Below are 21,054 nucleotides of genomic sequence, written 5' to 3'. Positions count from 1 at the left end.
CTGTTCCCGTTTGTTCTCCCTGCAACCTACAGGATATTAACCTTAAATCATTAAGTGATAAACACTATATTTAATAAACCCTTTTAGCCAACAAATTGTTATCTTTATGCGGTCGTAAACAAAAAATAAGCTTATGAAAACTGCTATGGAAAAAAAAGAAATCGGCTTAATGAGACAGATCGGTTATCTCTCTTTTGTCGTTGTTTTGTTGTATGGGCTTACGCTATTTGCGGTTTCTTGTGACAATGATGAAGATCCTCCTCTTCCTCCCGCAGTGGAAAAAGTAGTGCTGGCATTTGGTGTGGATCAGGGTGAAGGTCAGCTTTCGGCTAAACCGGAGTTGGAAAATACGGCTGCGGAAAAGATAGGAGAATTGATCTCTCCGGCTGAAATAGCGAAAGGCACAACGGTGCATTTTCGTGCTACCCATTCCAAATCATGGACAATCATGTATTGGAAAGTCAATGGCGTCATTATTCGTTCTGTGGAGCCGGAGCAGACTTTCGTCATCGATGAGCATAAGGAGGTTCGGGTTGCTTTCAAGCCTTACAAGTCACCGGAACCGGAGGGGCTGTAAAACAAACTGTGTCAGCAAAGCAATAAAATATTAATTTTGCTGACACAGTTTAATTGAATTCTCTTTTTGCTGTTCATTTGCTTTATTTCAGGACTTCGCCCTTCTCGTTGAAGAACACTTCGCTGTCCGTGCCTTCTGCATCGGTAAATGTCACCTTGTAGGTCTTTGTGCCTTCCTCGCTTTCCTCAACTGCGGCTTCCTTGATTGTCAGGTCTGCGAAATCCTTCTTGATCGTGTCCTGAACCGCCTGCGGCAGATCCTTTACCTCGATTGGCTTATAATCGTTCACCATTACCACAATCTCAACATCCGATACCATGTTGCCGGCGAATGCCACTGAACTACCCAATCCCATAACAAGTGCTACTGCAAATAATACCTTTTTCATAATCCAATCTATTTAAATATTTAACATATGGTTTCTGAAAGACAAAGAACAAACATTGTGCCAAACAAATAAACAAGTCATATATACCTGATAATCAAAAGCATACAAAAAACACATATATTTATTGAAGAACTGTTATCTGTGTATCATTTCCACAAAATGTGGAAATGATACACAGACTTTCTATAATTGCCTCCGGCGGGGTTTTCGCCGGGGGGCTTCTTGCATTTGCACATACAATAAGCAAAAAGAAAGCAATATCGGAGCGTTACACCATAAAAACAGCTAGCCGGTTATTACAAAATGATATTGCGTGTCCGGCTGATCGGGGCGGGTCTCCCACCATGCGGACAAATCCCGGTAACAGAATGACAAAGCGGACACCCAAAATTGCGTTAGGGATTGCAGGGTAAAGCCCGACCGTCCCACGGGAACGCCCAAAAGAAAAAGAATCCCCCGAACATTCATCCGGGGGACATTCAGGCCGTCACGTCAATTATAATACAGATTCAGATCATCCGTACTTATCTCCTTCCCGTCCCGGAAAACAAGGCTCTTTTTCTCGATCTCCTTTCCGTTTTTGTAAACGGTCACTACCCACTGCATCGGCTCGTTCACAACGCCGTCCTCTCCGTCCACGACACCACCGGAAACGGCAAACTCGATCGCCTTTCCCGTCGTACTTAACGTCACCTTTTCGACGGCCAGTTCTTCATCGCTTAGAATCACCGGGCTTGCGAGGCTTTCCCCCGTCGCCCCGTCTTTCAACTGCGTACCGTTGGCGACTACCACGACCGACTTAATGAAGCTGCGGAAATCTCCCGACTGCTCGATCGTTACCTCATACATCGCCCCTTTTCCTCCCGGTTCGTCGTCGTCCTTGCTGCAACCGACGAAACACAATGCCATGCACACGCATACGGCTGACAAATACAAATACTTTCTCATACCTTCAATTATTTAAGTTTATAAATAGATCACGCACCCCAGGCCGACATGGTTGTTATTCCGGAGAATGGAGTTAAACAACATTTCAAACCTGTATTCGGCAAAAAGAGCCACTTTCGGGCTTAGCAACATTTCCGGCCTTATCCCGACCTCGTACCCATACACGAAAGCCTTGCTTTTCTCCAGGTACACAAGATCGCTTTTCGCCTTGGCTTTCTGGTAGCCGATCGTCCCGGCTGCGATCCCCAGGAGCGAGAATTTCCGTCCTTTCAGGGCGTAATAGGCCAGCTCCGGGCCGACCGTCACGGTGTTTGCCTTTACCAGATCCCGGTTTAGATTCCGGTAATTAAGGTTTGCCCCCACCTTGAAAGCCTTGTACACCTTTCCAAAACCGAACGTCCCCTGCACCTGACTTTCATCCACGATATAGCCCAGCTTCACGTTCATATACTGGCTTCCGATATATTGTGCCCTGCACACGGCCACCAGGCACAAAAAGAGCGATAATACGGCAATTTTTCTCATAACCTCATTGATTTACTTGTATCGTTACATTCTCTTTCACTGGCAGACCGTAACGGCTTGAAACGGTAAACTCGATCACCGCCTGCCCGGTCGCATCCGGCCGGAACGTCACCAGGTTGTTTTTTTCCAGTGCCACGCCCTCGCCCCTTGTCGCATCATACCCGGAAATATACACCCGGCCGCTTCCCTTTACGAACCTGGCCGACGCTTTCACCCCGTAAAGTTCCGTATCAAGCTGCAAATAAAATTCCGCTTCCTCCGATACCAGCATAAGATCCGGCACGTTCTGGAAACGTATGTTTATCTCCGGGCTGGAAACTTTCAGTTTGATGCTGTCGGATCGTGTCACAAGTTCGCTGGCTACCCCCATGACGATATACGCCTCTCCCTCGGTTGCCGGGATAAAATCGAAATCCAGCCGATTGTTTGCCTTGAAATCATATTCAAACGTTTCTCCGGGGCTGTATTCGTTGTTATCCACCAGGATAACGCCGTCCCCGTCCCTGACCTCAAAGCGTGTCAATATCTGATCCCCGTTGTCCGGATCAAGATCCGAGATCGTAAGGGTGCAATTAATGGGCTTCCCCACTACGGCCGTATTGCCGTCTATACTTTTCAGCGTCACGGAAAAATCCCGGCTGACAAGTTTCAGTTCGTCGTCGCAAGACGACAAAAAGACCAAAGCGCACAAGGCGGTAACTAATTTTCTCATACGATTTATTTTATTTGTTCACGATAATACGGTCAAACAGAGCGTTGTAGATACTAATTGAAAAGTGCACCGTATTTTAATTGAAAAGAGCTCCATCCATACTTGTTACAAAATTACATATAAGTTTAAAATCTTCATTTATCTTGTCTCATTTTTTGTGTTTCTTTGAGCCTATAAGAGAGTCCGGTCATATTTACCAGATAGGCTTTATGTGTAAGCCTGTCGACCATTGCCGCTACAAGCACCTTGTCCTTTATGATTTCATTCCATCTGTTAAAAGCCAAATTAGTAGTAATGATTGTAGCTTTTTTCCCGGCCCTTAAGGACAAGTGGTTAAAAAGCAGTTCTCCTCCTTCCTTGTCACAACTGACATATCCGAATTCATCACAGATAACCAGATCGTATTTTTCAAACCGTAATTGCAACGCCCGCAGTGTCTTTGCGGATTTGGCTTCCCTTATCTGGGTAAGCAAGACAGGGACTGAAGTAAACAATACGGTAAAATCCTGCTGGCAGGCCTTTATTCCTAAAGCCGTAGCAATATGAGTCTTTCCCGTCCCCGGATTTCCATACAGGACTATGTTTCTTCCCTCCCTGATGAAGTCCAGTGTTTCCAATTCAGGCAATATTATCTGTGCCTCTTTGGGCATGTCTTCCATGACAAGTTCATGCAGATACTTCATTTGTGGGAATCCCGCAGATTTTATCCTTGATTTTCTTCTACATTCCCTTCTTCTGACACTTTCCTTTCCAAGCAATTCGGTCAAGAAATGCAAATGGCTCCAGTTTTCTCCGGCTGCCAATGAAAGGGTGTATTCCAGTTCCTCTTTGAAGGCCAGCAGCTTCAGTTCTGTCGCATAGTCATAAATGGTTTCTTTTTCTGATTTCATATATTATAAACTTAAATGGTTGGTATTATATCATGCGCTTCATTGTATCCTGTCATGAGTGCCGTAATGCCTTCAAGCATATCCACGGCTTCTCTTTCTATATTCTCTTGTTGTGCCGGAAGAACAGGCGACTCCATGGATTCTTCCATCTCTTCCTGTGCGTTGCCATGCAACATGGCCTTTACCTGTTCCGGAGATATCTTTCTGACACCACGTCCGGTCAGTTCCCTGCATGCCCTGATGATGTCTGTCCCGGAAAAACCATTTTCCCATGCATAGTCCAGCAGCAGGACGAATGCCCTGTTGTCATTCTTGAAATAGCTGTCATACAGTCTTTTCAGTTCTTCCGGTGCTCTTTGCCAGACCACAGAATGAGGTAATGCACCCGGTTTACGGGAAAGTGTACGCAAGTAGTGCTCCAGCTTGATGCACCAGTCGCCACCACAATAACTGCGTTGGTGCGAGGCCACTTTCTCCTTCCCGTACAGGATGACGATTTTTTCACTGTAGACCTTGACATGTACTTTTTCTCCTACAAGGGAATCAGGTACGGAATAATGAACATTTTTCATGCTGACAGTCGACCACTTGTCCACGATGTACTCATTGACCTCAAAACAGCCAAGGTTGCCGGGAAAAGGCTTCAGCGATGACAAATCAGCCTCCAGACGCGATGATTTCTCCGCTGTTGAAAGACTGCCCTGCTCGTTGTTGACCTGCGTACACATTCGGTTCAAATGCTCCTGGGCGGAACGTATGTCATTGAAATGGTCAGTCAGGCAGAAAGCTTTCCTCCTGACATATTCCACGCTGCGTTCCACATGCCCTTTCTCCCATCCGGCCCGTACATTACAGAAACGGTACTCAAAACAATAGAAACCGGACATCTTCATCAGGGCTTCCGTAGGCTTCTTGTCACCACCGACAAAGCTCTTGACGGCTACACGCATATTGTCATAGACCATCATGGCGGGGACACCATGTATATCCCTGAAGAAGTTGCGGTGGGATTCCATGAAGGCAAGCGTATTCTGATGCCTGAAAAGGTAGGCGTATCTGCCATTGCTATGCCCGAAAGTGAATACGGCCAGATAAAACTTGGTCTTGACACCGTCAATAAAAAGAAGGACTTCACCCCAGTCAAACTCAACAATGCATCCCGGCTCATAGAACAACCGGATAAAGGCTTCGCTCTTTTTCTTCTCTTTGTATGACTCTATATTTTTTATATAACTGCACACTGTGGCATAACTGATGGTATATCCTTTGGATAACAGAAACTGGTGGATATCCTTCTTCAGCATGCGCTGCTTGCGAAGCCCCGTAGCTACCTTAACGGCATTCTTCTTCAGGCAAAACCCGATCTCGTCCTTAATCTCTTGTGTAAGGCGGCGAGGGCGGCGTTTGGAACTGTCATACTTGGGCTGGACGGTAAGCAAATCACTCAAAGCCTCTTCCGGATTATCAGTACGGATGGCTGATTCGTATTCTGAAAGAATATTGTCAACGGTATGACGGCTGACATGAAGTTCACGAGAGATACGCCGTTTGCTATAACCGCATACTCTATACATGTGTATTATTGATTGTCTTTCTACCATAGTCTTCATTTTACCTTTGTATTTGGATGATACAAAGGTCATTATACTTATCCTATGGCGGCGCACTTTTCAATTGGAATATTGGTGCACTTTTCAATTAGTATCTACACTCCATGAAATCATAAAGGATAAATAAGTATCGATTATAGAGACCGTAAGCGAAAATGAGATAATCTTGACATTATGATCGAAATAACAGAATAACGATGTCAAGACCTTTTTACAAATAGAGAAAAAGAGGGAGAGACCTATGATGAAATCATACGTTTTCCCTCTTTTTCTTGCCTAAATACCCCTGTTTGGACTCAAAAGTAATAGAGTTAGGTAACACAAAAGGCTGTATTAGGCAACACGACCGTATGTATTAGGTAACGCAACCGTATGTATTAGGCGATACATACGGAAGAAACAGCCCTCGCATCCTATAGAATTGATCGATACACCCGTATAAAATGGCTATTTTCACCTAAAAATATGAGATACGATGAATTAATCTCGCTAGAATAAAAAGGCCTATTTCCATAAAACACTACAAGACAACCAGATGCTATTATTCTATGCCATTTTCGGAAGCAAGGCATACCTTAGCCCGGAAAAAACGCTTCTCCGGGAGTTTAGATTACAGAATGTCAAAACGTCAAACCTACTCTTTTACGCGTGATGCCCATCGTGGGCCCCTTATTAAAGCCATATATAGTTCACCCTATAAAACAGAACGTTTATAAGGATATCTTCTTATCTTCGCGTATCACATAAAACAAACATTAAATACTATGATCTGTTTCCCGAATGCCAAGATAAACCTAGGTCTGAACGTGGTAAGCAAACGTCCGGACGGTTATCATAATATAGAGACCATCTTCTATCCGATCCCCGTGAGGGATGCCCTCGAGATCGTCGCCTCGGATCGGACCTGTTTCACGCAAACCGGAATCCCGGTAGACGCTCCCCAAGAGAAGAACCTCGTCATAAAAGCACTGAACGCCCTAAAGACGAGATACGAGATTCCCCCGCTAGAGATCCATTTGTTGAAAGCGATACCTTTTGGCGCCGGGCTTGGAGGAGGTTCCGCCGATGCCGCTTTTATGTTGAAGCTGGTCAATGATTTCTGCGGTTTGGATATTCACCCGGATGAGTTGGAGGCGATAGCGTCCACCATCGGAGCCGATTGCCCGTTCTTTATCCGTAACACGCCGGTATTCGCGACCGGCACGGGAAACCAATTCGAGCCCGTGGACTTGTCCTTGAAGGATTATTATCTATGCTTGGTAAAACCGGATGTAGCCGTCTCCACCCCCGAAGCCTATTCGATGGTAACACCCGCCGCGCCCGAGACCTCCTTGAAAGAGATCATCCGGCTACCGGTATCCGAATGGAAAGAGCGGATGGTGAACGATTTCGAGCGAAGCGTATTCCCGAGACATCCCGTGATCGAGCGGATCAAGGATACCTTATACGAGGGAGGCGCCTTATATGCCGCCATGTCCGGCTCCGGATCGTCCGTGTTCGGTTTGTTCGAAAAACCAACCCATTTCAAGGAACAATCCCTGTTCAGCGATTGTTTTCTATGGGAAGGACAATTATCATGAATCAAATAGAGACTTTTTTTGATACGATGGCGGAACGCTGGGACGCTGTCTGCGTACATGATCCGGGAAAGATCCGGACGATATTGGATCGTACCAACCTGCGGCAGAACGCCCGCATCCTCGATGTCGGTTGCGGCACGGGGATATTGGAAAGTTACCTGCTGCCGTACGAACCCCGCCAAATCGTAGCTATCGATATAGCGGGCCAAATGATCGAGAAAGCACGCATGAAATATCCGGATCATCCGCTCATAGAGTTCCTCCAAGAGGACGCTATGAGCTACGAGGGGAAAGGATTCGACTATATTATCCTATATAGCGCTTACCCGCATTTCATGCGGCCGGAACGGTTGATCGAGCATATGAGCGGCTTGCTCGCGCCCGGCGGTAAATTGGTTATCTGCCACAGCGAGAGCAAGGAAAAGATCAATACGCACCACCATCGGCACGCCGATCGATTATCGCTGCCCTTGCCCCCGGCCCGAGAGGTGGCGGCATTGATGGAGCCTTATCTTCTTCCGCTCGTCGTAGAGGATACCGAACAGCTTTACATCGTTTGCGGAAAACGTTTATCCTAAACTAATTATATATGGACAGAAAAACTAACTTAATTCCGGCATTGCTTCTTTCCGCCCTTTCGCTTTACGCCATGGAAGACGTGAAAGTAACGCAATTCCAGCACGCAGGCCCGTTCACGGTCAACAAGCCGATCCTAGCGGACAGCCTCAACGTAAACGGCAAGCCTTTCGAGGCGAAGAATCTATTAAAAGCGACCTTACCGTTCGAGCAAACGCTTGCGAACGCCACGGTACTCGACGCTGACACGGCAGGCGCAATCACCTTCGCTGCCCCGCGAAAAGGATATGCCCTGCATCTATTCTCTTTCTTCTTGAACAGCGACCGATACGTAAAAGGCACGCTCGATATATCGGGTCCCGGGGCGTTCGAAGTATTCGTCAATGATAAACCGGTCGGAGCCTCCTCCGAGTTGGTGATGGAACCCCGCCGCTATCAAGTAGTCGTTAAATACCTGACAGCGGAAACAGACACTTGTCCTCCCAGCCTAAAGGCTACCTTCAAGAGCGAGGCGGAAGCGAAAGTCGTAGCTTCCTTGAACCCGGAGAAACGCTACACCCTTCTGAATATCCTAGAAGGAAAGGATTTCCAAGGCGTAAGTGTCTCCCCGAACGGAAAGTATGCCTTGGTAAAATACGTCAACCGGTTCCCGGAGAGCAAGAGCGAATCGTACGGGCAATTGATGGATGCCGCTACGGGACGGGTCTTATTGCAAGACGGAGGTTTCTTGACAACCGCCAAATGGATGCCTAAAAGCAACCGATTGTATTACACCCGCACCGGTCTGGACGGTACGGAGTTGGTAACCGTAGATCCGTCTACCTACCAACAAACGGTATTAGTCCCGAACCTTCCGAAAGGGCGGTTCGTATTCACCCCCGATGAGTCCACGCTTCTCTATACCGTAGAAGAGGAAGGTCCCAAGGAAGGGACGGACTTGATCCGTGTATTAGAGCCGGCAGACCGCATCCCGGGTTTCCGTGACCGCTCCTTCATCTGGCGTTATGACTTAAAAACAGGTTTGTACGAGCAACTTACTTTCGGGCATACGGACACTTATATCAATGATATCAGCGCTGATAGCCGCTATCTATTGTTCAGCACCAGCGACCGGGTGTACACCTCCTTGCCGCACTCCCGCAACTCCCTTTATAAATTGGATTTGCAGACCATGGCGATCGATACGATCTGGGAGAAAGCCCCGTACGTAAACCAAGCCGCCTTCTCGCCCGACGGTAAACAGTTATTGGTAGCTGGGGCAGGCGACGCTTTCGACGGGATCGGACGAAATATCAAGCAAGGACAGATCTCCAACTCGTACGACGGGCAGTTATTCCTATACGATCTGGCAAGCCGTAAAGCCTCCCCTCTCACCAAGGACTTCAATCCGAACGTGATCGATGCCGTATGGAACCGCTTCAACGGGCAAATCTATATCCTCTGCGAGGATGAGGATTATCAACGGATCTATACGTGCGACCCAGCAAACGGGAAGATCAAGCAAGTAGCCGCCTCCGAGGATATTATCATGTCGTATGCGTTGGCCGACAACGCTCCGGTTCTCTTCTATTACGGACAGAGCGCGTCCAACGCCAACCGCCTTTACGCTTACGACCTGAAAGGAGGAAAGAACCGCTTGGTGTATGATCTCTCGCAAGATAAATTAAAAGATATCGCCTTAGGAGAGGTACACGACTGGAACTTCAAGTCGGATGACGGGACGACTATCCAAGGTCGTTATTACCTGCCGCCTCATTTCGATCCGAATAAGAAATATCCGATGATCGTTTATTACTATGGCGGTACTTCCCCGACGAACCGTGCGCTGGAGATGCGTTATTCCATGCATATGTACGCCGCCCTCGGATACGTGGTCTACACCTTGAATCCGAGTGGAACAACGGGCTTCGGACAGGAATTCGCCGCCCGCCATGTGAACGCATGGGGCCTGAAGACCGCCGATGAGATCATCCAAGGTACCAAGCTGTTCTGTAAGGAGCATTCGTTCGTGAACGAGAAGAAAATCGGTTGCATCGGTGCCAGCTACGGCGGATTCATGACACAATACCTACAAACCCGTACGGACATTTTCGCCGCCGCTATCAGCCATGCCGGTATCAGCGCGTTGAGTAGCTATTGGGGAGAAGGTTATTGGGGATATGGCTATTGCTCCGTAGCGAACGCCGGGACTTATCCTTGGAACGCCCCGGAGTTCTTTACCAAGCAAAGCCCGTTGTTCAACGCCGATAAGATCAATACCCCGCTCCTATTGCTTCACGGCAACGCCGATACGAACGTACCCATCGGGGAAAGTATCCAGATGTTCGCCGCCTTGAAGATCCTAGGAAAGACCGTGGAATTCGTGCAGGTAGATGGCGAGAATCATGGTATCGTAGGTTATCAGAAGCGTATAGGCTGGCAAAATACCATCTACGCATGGTTCGCCAAATGGCTGAAAGACGAGCCGGAATGGTGGAAAGCCTTATATCCGGATCGTACTTTATAAGAATATTTATTTGAACGAAAGCGCCTGTGTCTCCCGCGAGGGAATCGCAGGCGCTTTATTCGTTTGCCCAACCCCGGCTGTCATCCGGATCAGCTCCGTTTACGAACGGTAATTTTGATACAAAGATCCGTAATATGTATACATGCGCCTGAGATAAATCCGAATATCTTTGTAATGTTAAACAATAATGATATCCTTATGAAAACAAAAGCAATCGCACTCTTCCTGCTAGGCTTCATACCAGCCTTCGCACAAGATATCCCAACTTCTAAAACAGAACAAAATATGGACAGAATCGAACGCTGTAAAAAGAATTACACCGAGCTATTCGGAGGCGAGGCATTGACCGGACAAGGAACAGATCCGGAAATGATGGACATTCTCCAGAAATTCATCTTCGGGGAGGTATTCCGCACAGGAGATCTTGATAAAAAGACCCGGGAGCTTATCACTTGCACCGTATTAGCCACGATGCAAACCTTGCCCCAACTGAACGCCCACGCCAAAGCGGCGCTAAACGTAGGCGTCACTCCCATCGAGCTACGGGAGGCGATATACCTATGCGCTCCGTTTATCGGTTTCCCGAAGACATTGAATGCCTTAAATACCATCAACGAAGTCTTTAAGCAACAAGGCATCGCTTTGCCTCTGGAGAGACAAGCTACCGTTACGGAAGAAGATCGCCACGAGAAAGGACAAGCCATACAAAGCCGGCTTTACGGCGAGGGAATCAAAGAGGCCATGAGGAACGTCCCGGGAAATATGGGTCCGGAAGTAGAGCGATTCCTCACCGAATTCTGCTTCGGAGATATCTATACTCGCAACGGGCTAGACCTGAAAACCCGGGAGTTACTGGCTTATTGCATACTAACGACCCTTGAAGCCGAAAGCCAACTACACTCGCATCTCGAAGGGAACTTACTGGCCGGCAATAGCAAGGAGACCTTAACGGCGGCGGTTATACAATGTCTTCCTTATATCGGCTTCCCTTCCGCTATCAAAGCGTTGAAAATCATTAAGGAATCCTCTCAGCCCGCCCCAAAGAAGAACTTAGTCCGCCTATCCAAGATCACGGTCGATCCCGCCCAGTTGGAGCGTTATAACGCCTTTCTGGAAGAAGAGATCGAGGCTTCCATGCGTCTAGAGCCGGGTGTTCTTACACTGTATGCCGTATCGGAGAAAGAACATCCAAATAAAGTAACCATCCTAGAGATTTACGCAGATCAAGACGCTTATAAAAGCCATATCCAAACGCCCCATTTCCAGAAATACAAACAAGGAACATTACAGATGGTGCAAGAGTTGGAGCTGGTAGATAGCACGCCCCTGATCCCCGGACTAAAGATAAAATAAAACAAGAATCCCCGCTTTCCGGCACGAAGCCATCTAAGCGGGGATTTCATATATCCGTGAAAATCTAAATGACTTGTTATTCGATCATTTGATATTCGGATTCAATTTATGCCATTCGGAAATAGCGGGAAGCACGCCCATAGCGATCACCTCGTCACGTAAAGCGCAAAGGTGCTTGTAGCTCTTCTCCAAGGCAGCCTCTTCTTCCGGTGTACCGTGCACCTCTTTCAACGCTACGCCGTCTTTCGTAATTGAGGTCTCCCAAGCCATCATGATATGATCGAACTTACCGTTTGATACATAAGCGCCAGCCGGCCAACGGAACGGTTTACCACCCATCGCAGCTGCGATCATCTCGATAGATACATATGACGGGCTTTGGAAGGAAGAACGGCCCCGCAAAGCGATAATGTTAGCGCCGCCCTTCGTAACCTTGGTTTGTATCTCCGCCCATTGATCTTTCGTCAAGGCATCCGTACCGATAAGTTCCGTCAAAGGCTTGCCATCCACCTTAGCGGTAGAGGCGAAAACAGCCATTTGCTCGCCATGACCGCCATACGTACGACAATTCTCAACCTGATCCATAGAGATACCGAAATGTTTTGCCAACTCACTGCGTAAACGAGTTGAATCCAATGCGGCCAACGTCGTAACCTGAGAAGGTTTCAAGCCGGAATACAATAAGGTAATCAAACCGGTAATATCCGCCGGGTTAAAAATAACCACGATATGCTTTACGTCCGGGCAATAAGCCTTTACGTTCTTGCCGAACTCCTCGGCGATAGCGGCGTTTCCTTTTAGGAGATCCTCACGGGTCATACCTGCCTTTCTTGCGGCACCACCGGAGTTAACGATATATTTAGCGCCCGTCAAAGCCTCCTTGATGTCTGAGGTAAAAGTGATGTTTACACCCTCGAAACCACAATGGAATAATTCCTCGGCGACTCCCTCCAAACCCGGTGCGTAAGGGTCGTACAAACAAATGTTAGAAGTTAGTCCCATCATAATAGCGGTCTGTGCCATATTAGAACCGATCATACCTGCTGCGCCGACAATCGTCAGCTTCTCGTCTGTGAGTGTTTTCATAAGAAACCTTGTTTTTAAATGTTTATTTTTCTTTTCGACACAAAGATACGAGATTGAGAACTCTTGTCCTAATCATAAAAACGAATCCCCCATAAATAAAAGTTATGAATAGCGTCTCTATGATTATTCCAAGATTATCACGTACCTTTGCATTATGAAAACATTTAAACTAGACAATTGGTTGCCCACAACGAAGAAAGAAGTCGAGGCACGGGGATGGGATTACCTCGACGTGATCCTTTTCTCTGGAGACGCCTATGTGGATCACCCCTCTTTCGGGGCGGCCGTGATCGGTCGTGTATTGGAAGCGGAAGGATTACGGGTAGCGATCGTACCGCAACCGGATTGGCGGGGAGATTACCGGGATTTCAAGAAGCTCGGCGTTCCCCGGCTTTTCTTCGGTGTATCCGCCGGTGCCATGGATTCAATGATCAATCATTATACTGCCAATAAGCGATTACGCAGCGACGACGCCTATACGCCGGACCAACGTCCGGGAATGCGCCCGGATTATCCGAGCATTGTCTATACTAAAATACTGAAAGAATTGTATCCGGATGTCCCCGTCGTATTGGGTAGCATCGAGGCCTCATTACGCCGGCTTACGCATTACGATTATTGGCAAGATAAGCTATTACCGGGAATCCTTGCCAGTAGCCCGGCCGATTTATTGATTTACGGCATGGGCGAGAAGCCGATCAAGGAGTTGGTGCGCCGCCTAAAGTCCGGCATTCCTTTCAACGAGATCAAGGACATCCGCCAAACGGTTTATCTGGCAGACAAAGAGGATGCGAAAGACGATGATATCGTGCTCTTCTCACACGAGGAATGCCTAAAAGATAAATTGAAACAAGCGAAGAATTTCCGGCATATCGAAGAGGAATCCAACAAATACAATGCCTCACGTATCTTGCAAAAGGTAGGAAAACAGGTGATCGTAGTGAATCCTCCTTTCCCTCCAATGACGGAAGCGGAGATAGATGCTTCCTACGACCTTCCCTACACCCGCTTGCCGCATCCCAAATATAAAGGGAAAGTGATACCGGCTTTCGAGATGATCAAGTTCTCGGTGAATATCCACCGGGGTTGTTTCGGAGGATGCGCGTTCTGTACCATATCGGCGCATCAAGGGAAGTTCATCGCCTCCCGAAGCAAGGAATCGATCTTGAAGGAAGTGAAAGCGATTACCGAAATGCCCGATTTCAAAGGATATCTAAGCGATTTGGGAGGCCCTTCCGCCAATATGTACCGTATGAAGGGGAAAGATGAGCGAATTTGCGCCAAATGCAAGAAACCGTCTTGTATCTCCCCCGTCGTTTGCAAGAACTTGAGTGCGGACCATACGCCGCTACTGGATATCTACAAAGCGGTAGATAGACTTCCCGAGATAAAGAAGTCGTTTATCGGAAGCGGCGTACGCTATGACCTGTTATTGCACCGTTATGCGGATGAGTCTTTAAACAAGGCAGCTCAAACCTATACCGAGGAATTAATCGCCCGCCACGTATCCGGCCGTTTGAAAGTGGCCCCAGAGCATACGCAAGACGAGGTGTTGAAACAAATGCGTAAACCGTCTTTCTCGCAATTCGGACAGTTCAAGAAGATATTCGATAAGGTAAACCGGCAATACGGGTTGAACCAGCAACTCATCCCCTATTTCATTTCCAGCCATCCGGGATGTACCGAGGCGGATATGGCGGAGCTGGCGGTGATCACCAAGAGCTTGCATTTCCAGTTGGAGCAAGTACAAGACTTCACGCCTACGCCGATGACATTGGCTACGGAGATGTATTATACTGGATATCATCCTTATACGTTGGAGAAAGTATATACGGCCCGCTCAAAAGAACAGAAGTTGGCACAACGCCAGTTCTTCTTCTGGTATAAACCCGAGTCACGCCGTCAGATCATGCAAGTATTGCAAAAGATGGGACGAAAGGATTTGATTGAGAAATTATTCGGTCGGAATGGTGGTACGAATCCCGCTCCCAGAAAAAGAAGATAATAGACTTTTGAGATTAGCTGTATCGATGAATTACGAGAGTAATCGCATCATATCACGGGAGTAGTCTTGATGGATAACGAGAGTAGTCTCAACAAGCGATGAGACTACTCTCGTTATTCCTTATGATTATTCTTTCACGGCGATCACCTCGATCTCTACCAAACCATTCTTCGGCAGTGTCTTAACGGCTACCGCTGAACGTGCGGGAAATGCGCCTTCGAATTGAGAGGCGTATACCTCGTTCATAACGGCGAAGTCGCCCATATCCGCTAAAAACACGGTTGTTTTTACGACATCATTGATGCTATAACCTGCCTCTGCCAAGATAGCGTGAACATTCTTGAACGCTTGGGCGGTTTGTTCCTTTACGGATCCCTCAACGAAAAGTCCCGTAGCAGGATCGATACCCAGCTGTCCGGAAGCGAACAGCATATTACCTACTTGCACCGCTTGGCTATACGGACCGATAGCGGCGGGAGCGTTTTTTGTAGCGATAACTTTCTTCATTTTCTTCTTTAGTTTATATACATATTATTATTGTTGCTCGTTCATACGTTGGCGAACCACTTCGTACACCAGAATAGAAGTGGCTACAGATACATTCAAGGAGCCGATCGTTCCGAATTGCGGAATCTTTACCATATTATCGCAGATGCGCAAGTTCTCCGGAGACACACCCGTATCCTCCGCTCCCATCACGATCGCTACCGGTCCTTCATACTTCACCGCCGTATAATTCTCCGCCGCTTTCTCGCTGGCGGCAAATACCTTCACCCCGCTTTGCTGCAAGAAACGGATCGCTTGGTTGATACTCTTCTCCTTACAAACCGGCAATACATGCAAGGCACCGGCAGAGGTCTTGATCGCATCGGCGTTCACCGAAACGCTTCCTTTTGCCGGAATCACGATCGCATCGACTCCCGCACACTCGCAGGTACGGGCAATAGCGCCGAAATTACGCACGTCCGTAACCCCATCCAGCAATACGATGAAAGGATCTTTTCCTTGCTCATACACAAAAGGAATGATATCTTCCAAGCTCTGGTAGGTAACCGCCGACATAAAAGCGATCACCCCCTGATGATTCTTTCGAGTCAAACGATCCAAGCGTTCAGCCGGAACACGTTGTACCGGTATCTCACGGCCTCTCAGTACCTCAAATAACTCTTTGGATAGATCCCCTTGTAAATCCCTTTTCACAAGGATCTTATCTACCTCCTTATCAGCCTGTATAGCCTCAATCACGGCACGAATGCCGAACACCATCTCGTTTTCTTTCATACTTTATATAACGCAAAACTATTAATTTCACAAATGTAGGGATAAATAATCAATTCTTCAAACCTTCAGCCTTCGCATAGCATTCCCGGCATAAAGGCTCGTATTCGGATTGTTCCCCTAAAAAGACCCGTTTATCATTTCCCACGATACGATGGGATACGTAAGCCAAACGTCCGCATTTCACGCAGATGGCATGCACTTTCGTCACCTCATCGGCGATAGCGCATAGCTCCGGCATAGGACCGAAAGGAACTCCCTTATAGTCCATGTCCAACCCAGCCACGATCACCCGGATACCGTTAGCGGCCAATTGATTGCACACGTTTACCAATCCCTCATCGAAAAACTGGGCCTCGTCTATCCCCACCACATCGATCTCGGAAGTGAACAATAGGATACTGGAGGAAGAATCCACCGGAGTAGAAGGAATCGAATTACTATCGTGCGAGACCACGTTATCCTGCGAATAGCGGGTATCAATCGCAGGCTTGAAAATCTCCACCCGCTGCTTGGCGAATTTAGCCCGCTTCAAACGGCGGATAAGCTCCTCCGTCTTACCGGAAAACATGGAACCGCAAATCACCTCGATCCGCCCTTGTCCCGGATACTGGAATATATGTTCTTCTGAAGGCAATGTCATTACTTTCTCCTTTTTTGCCGGCAAAAGTACATAAAAAAGCGGAACCGCGGAAGCTTACTCACCGTATCACCGGTTCTAATTGTCACTGCACAGGCGTTGCAGTGGGCATTGCCTATAGTGATACACGGTATAAGGCATCCATCGTCCGCCTCGTTATAAATTAAGGTTGGGCCGGTCTATTTTCCAGTTGAGCGACGGTATCTTCCGATTCAGTAAAAATCCGCCTTATTCCTTCATCCATTGCCTCTATTTTTGCCCGGTAACAAATAACTAGGTATATCTTATGAGAAGAATTTCATACATCCTGCTTCTGGGCATCCTTTTATCGGCATGCCAAAAGAACACAAAGTCCGAAGGCACGAACTTACCTGTCGAGGTGATCTCTCCAATAAAAAAGACAGAGATCGGCAGAAGTCGTGAATACACCTTTTTATCAAGGCCCTACAATGAGACGGTCCTATCTTTCCGCATCAATGGCCCCGTCTTAAATTTCGACTTACGGCCCGGACAAGCGTTCTCCAAAGACAGCACGATCCTCTCGATCGATAACCGTGACTTCTTGATTCGCAAGCAGCAAACAGAGGCGCTCTACTCGCAAACCAACCAAGAGTATAAACGGATCGAGGCCCTTTACAAAAAGAATAACATCTCCGGAAGTAATTATGAGAAGGCAAAAGCGGATTTCCTTGTCGCCAAATCCAATTACGAGACCGCCGTCAACGCCCTAAGCGATACCCATCTGAGCGCCCCTTACGACGGGTATATCCAAAATATCCATATCGAACCTTTCCAAGACGTGAAAGCGACCGAGCCAATCCTTACCTTCATAGAACTGGACAGGCTCAAGATCGAGACCTATATACCAGAGGAAGTCGCCTTACACTTATATGATAAAGAAAAACAGAAGCTATGTCAAATAGGAATCCATTTCGATACGGCTCCCGAACGGACAATCACCCCTTCCGATTTATATGTGTCTAAAAGTACGACAAACAATAACCTCTCTTATCTGCTGACCGCCATTGTCCCAAATCCAGATATGGAATGGCTGGGCGGAATGAGTGGAATCCTCTCGATCGACCTACCCAAAGAAGAGCGGTCTCAAAATCTATGGCTTCCCTTAACGGCTATCTGTCATCGCCCCCAAAAAGGAGATTATGTATGGGTGGTTAAAGGAGACAAGGTTAACTCCGTTCCCGTCAAACTCGGTGAGCAAAGAAATAACCAGATAGAGATCGTGGAAGGAATCACGGAAAATGACCTTGTCGTATTGACAAGGCAACGTTTCCTTTCCGAAAATAGTACCGTAACCATCCAAAAATAAGTAAGATGCAAAAATTCATCAAATATTTCCTGAAAAACAAAGCGGTTACATGGCTCCTGCTAGTCCTGATCTTGGCAGGGGGACTGTTCTCTTACGCAAAGATGGGAAAACTGGAAGATGCCCCGTTTACGATCAAGCAAGCCTTGGTACTTACCCCTTATCCCGGCGCCTCCCCCTCGGAAGTTCAGTCCCAAGTGACGGATGTGCTGGAAGAAGCCATTCAATCCTTAGGCGAGTTATACTATCTGAAGACAGAGAACCGGGCTGGACTTTCCAAGATCACGGTCTACGTGAAAAAGGAAATCCGGGCCGACGAGATGCAGCAGTTATGGGATAAACTACGCCGAAAGGTAAACGACGTACAAGGCAAATTACCTTCCGGAGCGGGAACCTCCATCATCAATGATGATTTTGGCGATGTATTGGGTGTTTTCTACGGATTGACCGGAGAATCTTATACCTACCGGGAACTGGAGGATCAAGCCAAACTGATCAAAGACGATTTACTGAAAGTAAAAGACGTGGCAAAGGTAGAGATCTACGGCATACAAACTCCCGTAATCGATATCCGGATAAACCCCACGATCTTATCCAATCGGGGTATTACGACAGCTGATATCAAACGGGCGTTCGACGGACAGAATAAAGTGGTAGACGCCGGGAGTATTCGCAACGGGGACACTCGCATACGTATCGAATCCACCGGTAATTTTTACTCCTTGGATGATATCCGTAACCTTACGATCGTATCTCATTCCGGCGAGCATTTCCGGCTAGGCGATATCGCCCGTATCGAAGAGGGTTACCAGACTCCGCCCCAAAACTTCATGCGCATCAATAACAAGCAAGCGGTCGGTATCGCTATCTCTACCATACCGACCGGGAACGTGGTCGATATGGCCAAAGCCGTGAAAAAGCGTATTCAATCATTTTCGGAGACCATGCCCAAGGGTTTTGAGCTCACCTCCATATACGACCAAGGATATGAGTCCGCCGTGGCCAACCAAGGATTTATCTTGAACTTGATCATCTCCGTCGTGACCGTAGTAGCGATCTTATTGTTCTTTATCGGTTTCAAAAACGGCCTTTTGATCGGTAGCGGATTGGTTTTCTCTATCTTCGCCACTTTAATTGTCATGTTCGCCAACGGGATCGCCTTGCAACGAATGTCTCTTGCCGCTATCATCATCGCGATGGGTATGTTGGTAGATAACGCCATCGTAGTATCGGACTCTGCCTTGGTAAATATGCAACGAGGCATGCGCAAACGTATTGCGATCATGAGGGCTTGCTCATCCACCGCCCTGCCTCTACTGGCGGCTACGGCTATCGCGATCCTCACGTTCTTGCCCATTTACTATTCACCGCATATCACGGGCGAATTACTTTCATCCTTAGTGATCGTGATCGGAGTATCCTTGATGTTCAGCTGGGTGTTCGCGCTTACGCAAACCCCATTCTTCATCCAAGAGTTTGTACGGCGCCCCAGACCGGAAGAGTTAACAGGGGAATTATTCTCCGGAAAATACTATGATTATTTTCGGTCTTCCCTACGCCTTGTCATCAAATACCGATACGCTACAGTAGGTATCTTATCCGTTCTATTGGTTATCTCCGCATGGAGTTTCCAGTTTATCCCGAAAGTGTTCGTGCCCTCGCTCGATAAGCAGTATTTCACTTTAGATATGTGGCTACCGGAAGGTACAGCCATCGAGGAAACCGATCGATACGCTACCGATATGGCCGAATCCATCCAAGAATATTCGCAGACGGAAATGGTTTCCTCTTATATCGGACGGACACCGCCCCGTTATTATCTATCGAACGTTAGCTTCGGTCCCCAACCAAACTATGCCCAATTATTGGTAAAATGTAAGACATCCGGAGAGGCCCGGGAATTGCATGCCTTGCTACAAGACTCTATTCGCTTAAAATATCCGGAACCGCTCATCAAGGTGAATAAGTTTGAGCTGAGCCCGCTTACGGAAGCCTTGATAGAAGCCCGTTTCCTCGGGCCGGACCCGGCGGTATTGGACTCTTTGGCTGGAGTAGCTATCGACATTATGCGAAGGAACCCGAAAGTAACCGATGCCCGGAATGAATGGGGTAATATGACCTATATGATACGCCCGGCATACGATCCGGTAAAAGCCGGTTCCTTAGGTATCACCAAGGCTCATTTGATGGAATCCGTCAAATCCATCGAGGAAGGTGCGGTTATCGGGATTTACCGGGATGAGGAAAAGAAAGTCCCGGTCTTATTGAAATCGGAGACGAGCGGGATCAACGACCCCCGTTCATTAGGTGATTTCTCGGTGTGGAACGGAGAGAAATCCGCGCCCTTGTCGCAAGTAACCCGACAGGTAACCTCCGCATGGGAATATCCGCAGATCAGGACCTACAACCGGCAATTGTCTATGGCAGCGATGTGCGGCGTGAAAAACGGTTACACCATGTCTGAGGTACACGGTGAGATTCGGGAAGAGATCGAGAAAATGAACCTGCCCCAAGGATATAGCTTCTTCTGGGATTCACAATATAAAGACCAGACAGAGGGATTGCAAGCCCTTGTCAAATTCTTCCCGCTGGCTTTCTTGATGTTGGTTGTTATATTGGTCGCTTTATTCTCCAATTTCCGTCAACCGATAATCATCCTTTGCGTGCTCCCTCTCTCCTTAATCGGGGTAGCGATCGGTATGTTACTTACCGGGTTCGATTTCGGCTTTTTCCCGATCGCCGGATGGTTGGGGCTCTTGGGTATGATTATCAAAAACGTAATCGTATTATTAGACGAGATTAACACGCAACGTCGTAACGGTATCTCTCCATACGACTCGATCATAGAGGCAACCATCTCAAGGACTCGCCCGGTCTTGATGGCGGCTACCACGACTATTTTAGGAATGGTGCCTTTACTTTTCGACGTAGCGTTCGGTGGAATGGCGGCGACTATTATCTTCGGACTCACCTTCGCCACCTTACTTACGTTATTCGTAACCCCGACGTTATACGCATTGTTTTACCGGATTCATTCACCTCACAAATAAACGATA

At 47.6% G+C, this 21,054-nt stretch carries 18 protein-coding genes; 8 read left to right on the top strand and 10 right to left on the bottom strand.

Features of this window, described 5'->3' with window-relative positions:
* Positions 1-145: 145 nt before the first annotated feature.
* The gene (locus BDI_RS03575; RefSeq protein WP_224205128.1) at positions 146-577 is read left to right on the top strand and encodes a hypothetical protein; all 432 of its coding nucleotides are present in this window, start codon (positions 146-148) and stop codon (positions 575-577) included.
* 82 nt (positions 578-659) lie between these two features.
* Here the strand turns inward: BDI_RS03575 and BDI_RS03570 are convergent, their stop codons facing one another.
* The 6 genes from BDI_RS03570 to istA form a co-directional block, all read right to left on the bottom strand.
* Positions 660-965, bottom strand: a complete 306-nt coding sequence (locus tag BDI_RS03570) for a hypothetical protein (RefSeq protein WP_005783170.1) — start codon at positions 963-965, stop codon at positions 660-662.
* Between the two features lie 492 nt (positions 966-1,457).
* Complete coding sequence (locus tag BDI_RS03565) at positions 1,458-1,913, bottom strand: DUF4425 family protein (protein WP_007659490.1); 456 nt, start codon at positions 1,911-1,913, stop codon at positions 1,458-1,460.
* Between the two features lie 18 nt (positions 1,914-1,931).
* Positions 1,932-2,438: a conjugal transfer protein TraO gene (locus BDI_RS03560; RefSeq protein WP_005842170.1), complete on the bottom strand. Its 507-nt coding sequence runs from the start codon at positions 2,436-2,438 to the stop codon at positions 1,932-1,934.
* A gap of 4 nt (positions 2,439-2,442) precedes the next feature.
* Positions 2,443-3,150 carry a hypothetical protein gene (locus BDI_RS03555; protein ID WP_007659494.1) on the bottom strand — a complete coding sequence of 236 codons (708 nt, stop codon included), beginning with the start codon at positions 3,148-3,150 and terminating at the stop codon, positions 2,443-2,445.
* Between the two features lie 134 nt (positions 3,151-3,284).
* Positions 3,285-4,040: an IS21-like element helper ATPase IstB gene (istB, locus tag BDI_RS03550; RefSeq protein ID WP_011965959.1), complete on the bottom strand. Its 756-nt coding sequence runs from the start codon at positions 4,038-4,040 to the stop codon at positions 3,285-3,287.
* A gap of 11 nt (positions 4,041-4,051) precedes the next feature.
* Complete coding sequence (istA, locus tag BDI_RS03545) at positions 4,052-5,650, bottom strand: IS21 family transposase (RefSeq protein WP_011965960.1); 1,599 nt, start codon at positions 5,648-5,650, stop codon at positions 4,052-4,054.
* Positions 5,651-6,414: 764 nt separating this feature from the next.
* Between istA and ispE the strand changes: the two genes are divergently transcribed.
* The 4 genes from ispE (at position 6,415) to BDI_RS03525 (ending at position 11,665) form a co-directional block, all read left to right on the top strand.
* Positions 6,415-7,230, top strand: coding sequence for a 4-(cytidine 5'-diphospho)-2-C-methyl-D-erythritol kinase (gene ispE, locus BDI_RS03540; protein ID WP_008779736.1), 816 nt, complete (start codon positions 6,415-6,417; stop codon positions 7,228-7,230).
* Positions 7,227-7,808 (top strand): class I SAM-dependent methyltransferase, encoded by a 582-nt coding sequence (locus BDI_RS03535; RefSeq protein ID WP_005857587.1) that lies wholly within the window; start codon positions 7,227-7,229, stop codon positions 7,806-7,808. Before ispE ends, BDI_RS03535 begins: the two co-directional genes overlap by 4 nt.
* 11 nt (positions 7,809-7,819) lie before the next feature.
* Positions 7,820-10,312, top strand: coding sequence for a S9 family peptidase (locus BDI_RS03530; RefSeq protein ID WP_009017272.1), 2,493 nt, complete (start codon positions 7,820-7,822; stop codon positions 10,310-10,312).
* A gap of 198 nt (positions 10,313-10,510) precedes the next feature.
* Complete coding sequence (locus tag BDI_RS03525; protein ID WP_005857592.1) at positions 10,511-11,665, top strand: carboxymuconolactone decarboxylase family protein; 1,155 nt, start codon at positions 10,511-10,513, stop codon at positions 11,663-11,665.
* Between the two features lie 84 nt (positions 11,666-11,749).
* Here BDI_RS03525 and BDI_RS03520 read toward each other — a convergent pair whose 3' ends face one another.
* Positions 11,750-12,751, bottom strand: coding sequence for a malate dehydrogenase (locus BDI_RS03520; protein WP_005857595.1), 1,002 nt, complete (start codon positions 12,749-12,751; stop codon positions 11,750-11,752).
* Between the two features lie 154 nt (positions 12,752-12,905).
* Here BDI_RS03520 and BDI_RS03515 point away from each other — a divergent pair, with 154 nt between their 5' ends.
* On the top strand, positions 12,906-14,756 hold the full coding sequence (locus BDI_RS03515; protein WP_011966128.1) for a YgiQ family radical SAM protein: 1,851 nt from the start codon (positions 12,906-12,908) through the stop codon (positions 14,754-14,756).
* 126 nt (positions 14,757-14,882) lie between these two features.
* On the opposite strand, the gene BDI_RS03510 is transcribed toward BDI_RS03515, so the two are convergent.
* Genes BDI_RS03510 through BDI_RS03500 form a run of 3 tightly spaced genes read right to left on the bottom strand, consistent with a single transcriptional unit; the run spans position 14,883 to position 16,677 of the window.
* Positions 14,883-15,263: a RidA family protein gene (locus BDI_RS03510; protein ID WP_005862903.1), complete on the bottom strand. Its 381-nt coding sequence runs from the start codon at positions 15,261-15,263 to the stop codon at positions 14,883-14,885.
* A 27-nt stretch (positions 15,264-15,290) separates the two neighbouring features.
* Complete coding sequence (rlmB, locus tag BDI_RS03505; protein WP_008778406.1) at positions 15,291-16,037, bottom strand: 23S rRNA (guanosine(2251)-2'-O)-methyltransferase RlmB; 747 nt, start codon at positions 16,035-16,037, stop codon at positions 15,291-15,293.
* Positions 16,038-16,086: 49 nt separating this feature from the next.
* Positions 16,087-16,677 carry a thymidine kinase gene (locus BDI_RS03500; protein WP_005857603.1) on the bottom strand — a complete coding sequence of 197 codons (591 nt, stop codon included), beginning with the start codon at positions 16,675-16,677 and terminating at the stop codon, positions 16,087-16,089.
* Positions 16,678-16,960: 283 nt separating this feature from the next.
* Here BDI_RS03500 and BDI_RS03495 point away from each other — a divergent pair, with 283 nt between their 5' ends.
* Positions 16,961-18,001 carry an efflux RND transporter periplasmic adaptor subunit gene (locus tag BDI_RS03495; protein WP_011966127.1) on the top strand — a complete coding sequence of 347 codons (1,041 nt, stop codon included), beginning with the start codon at positions 16,961-16,963 and terminating at the stop codon, positions 17,999-18,001.
* 5 nt (positions 18,002-18,006) lie between these two features.
* Entirely contained in the window at positions 18,007-21,048 is a 3,042-nt protein-coding gene (locus BDI_RS03490) for an efflux RND transporter permease subunit (RefSeq protein WP_011966126.1), read from the top strand.
* Positions 21,049-21,054 lie beyond the last annotated feature (6 nt).

It is taken from the genome of Parabacteroides distasonis ATCC 8503 (genome assembly GCF_000012845.1).
GTDB classification, from domain to species: Bacteria; Bacteroidota; Bacteroidia; order Bacteroidales; family Tannerellaceae; genus Parabacteroides; species Parabacteroides distasonis.
The sequence above is the reverse complement of the archived record's forward strand: the minus strand, read 5'-3'. Positions and strand labels throughout refer to the sequence as shown.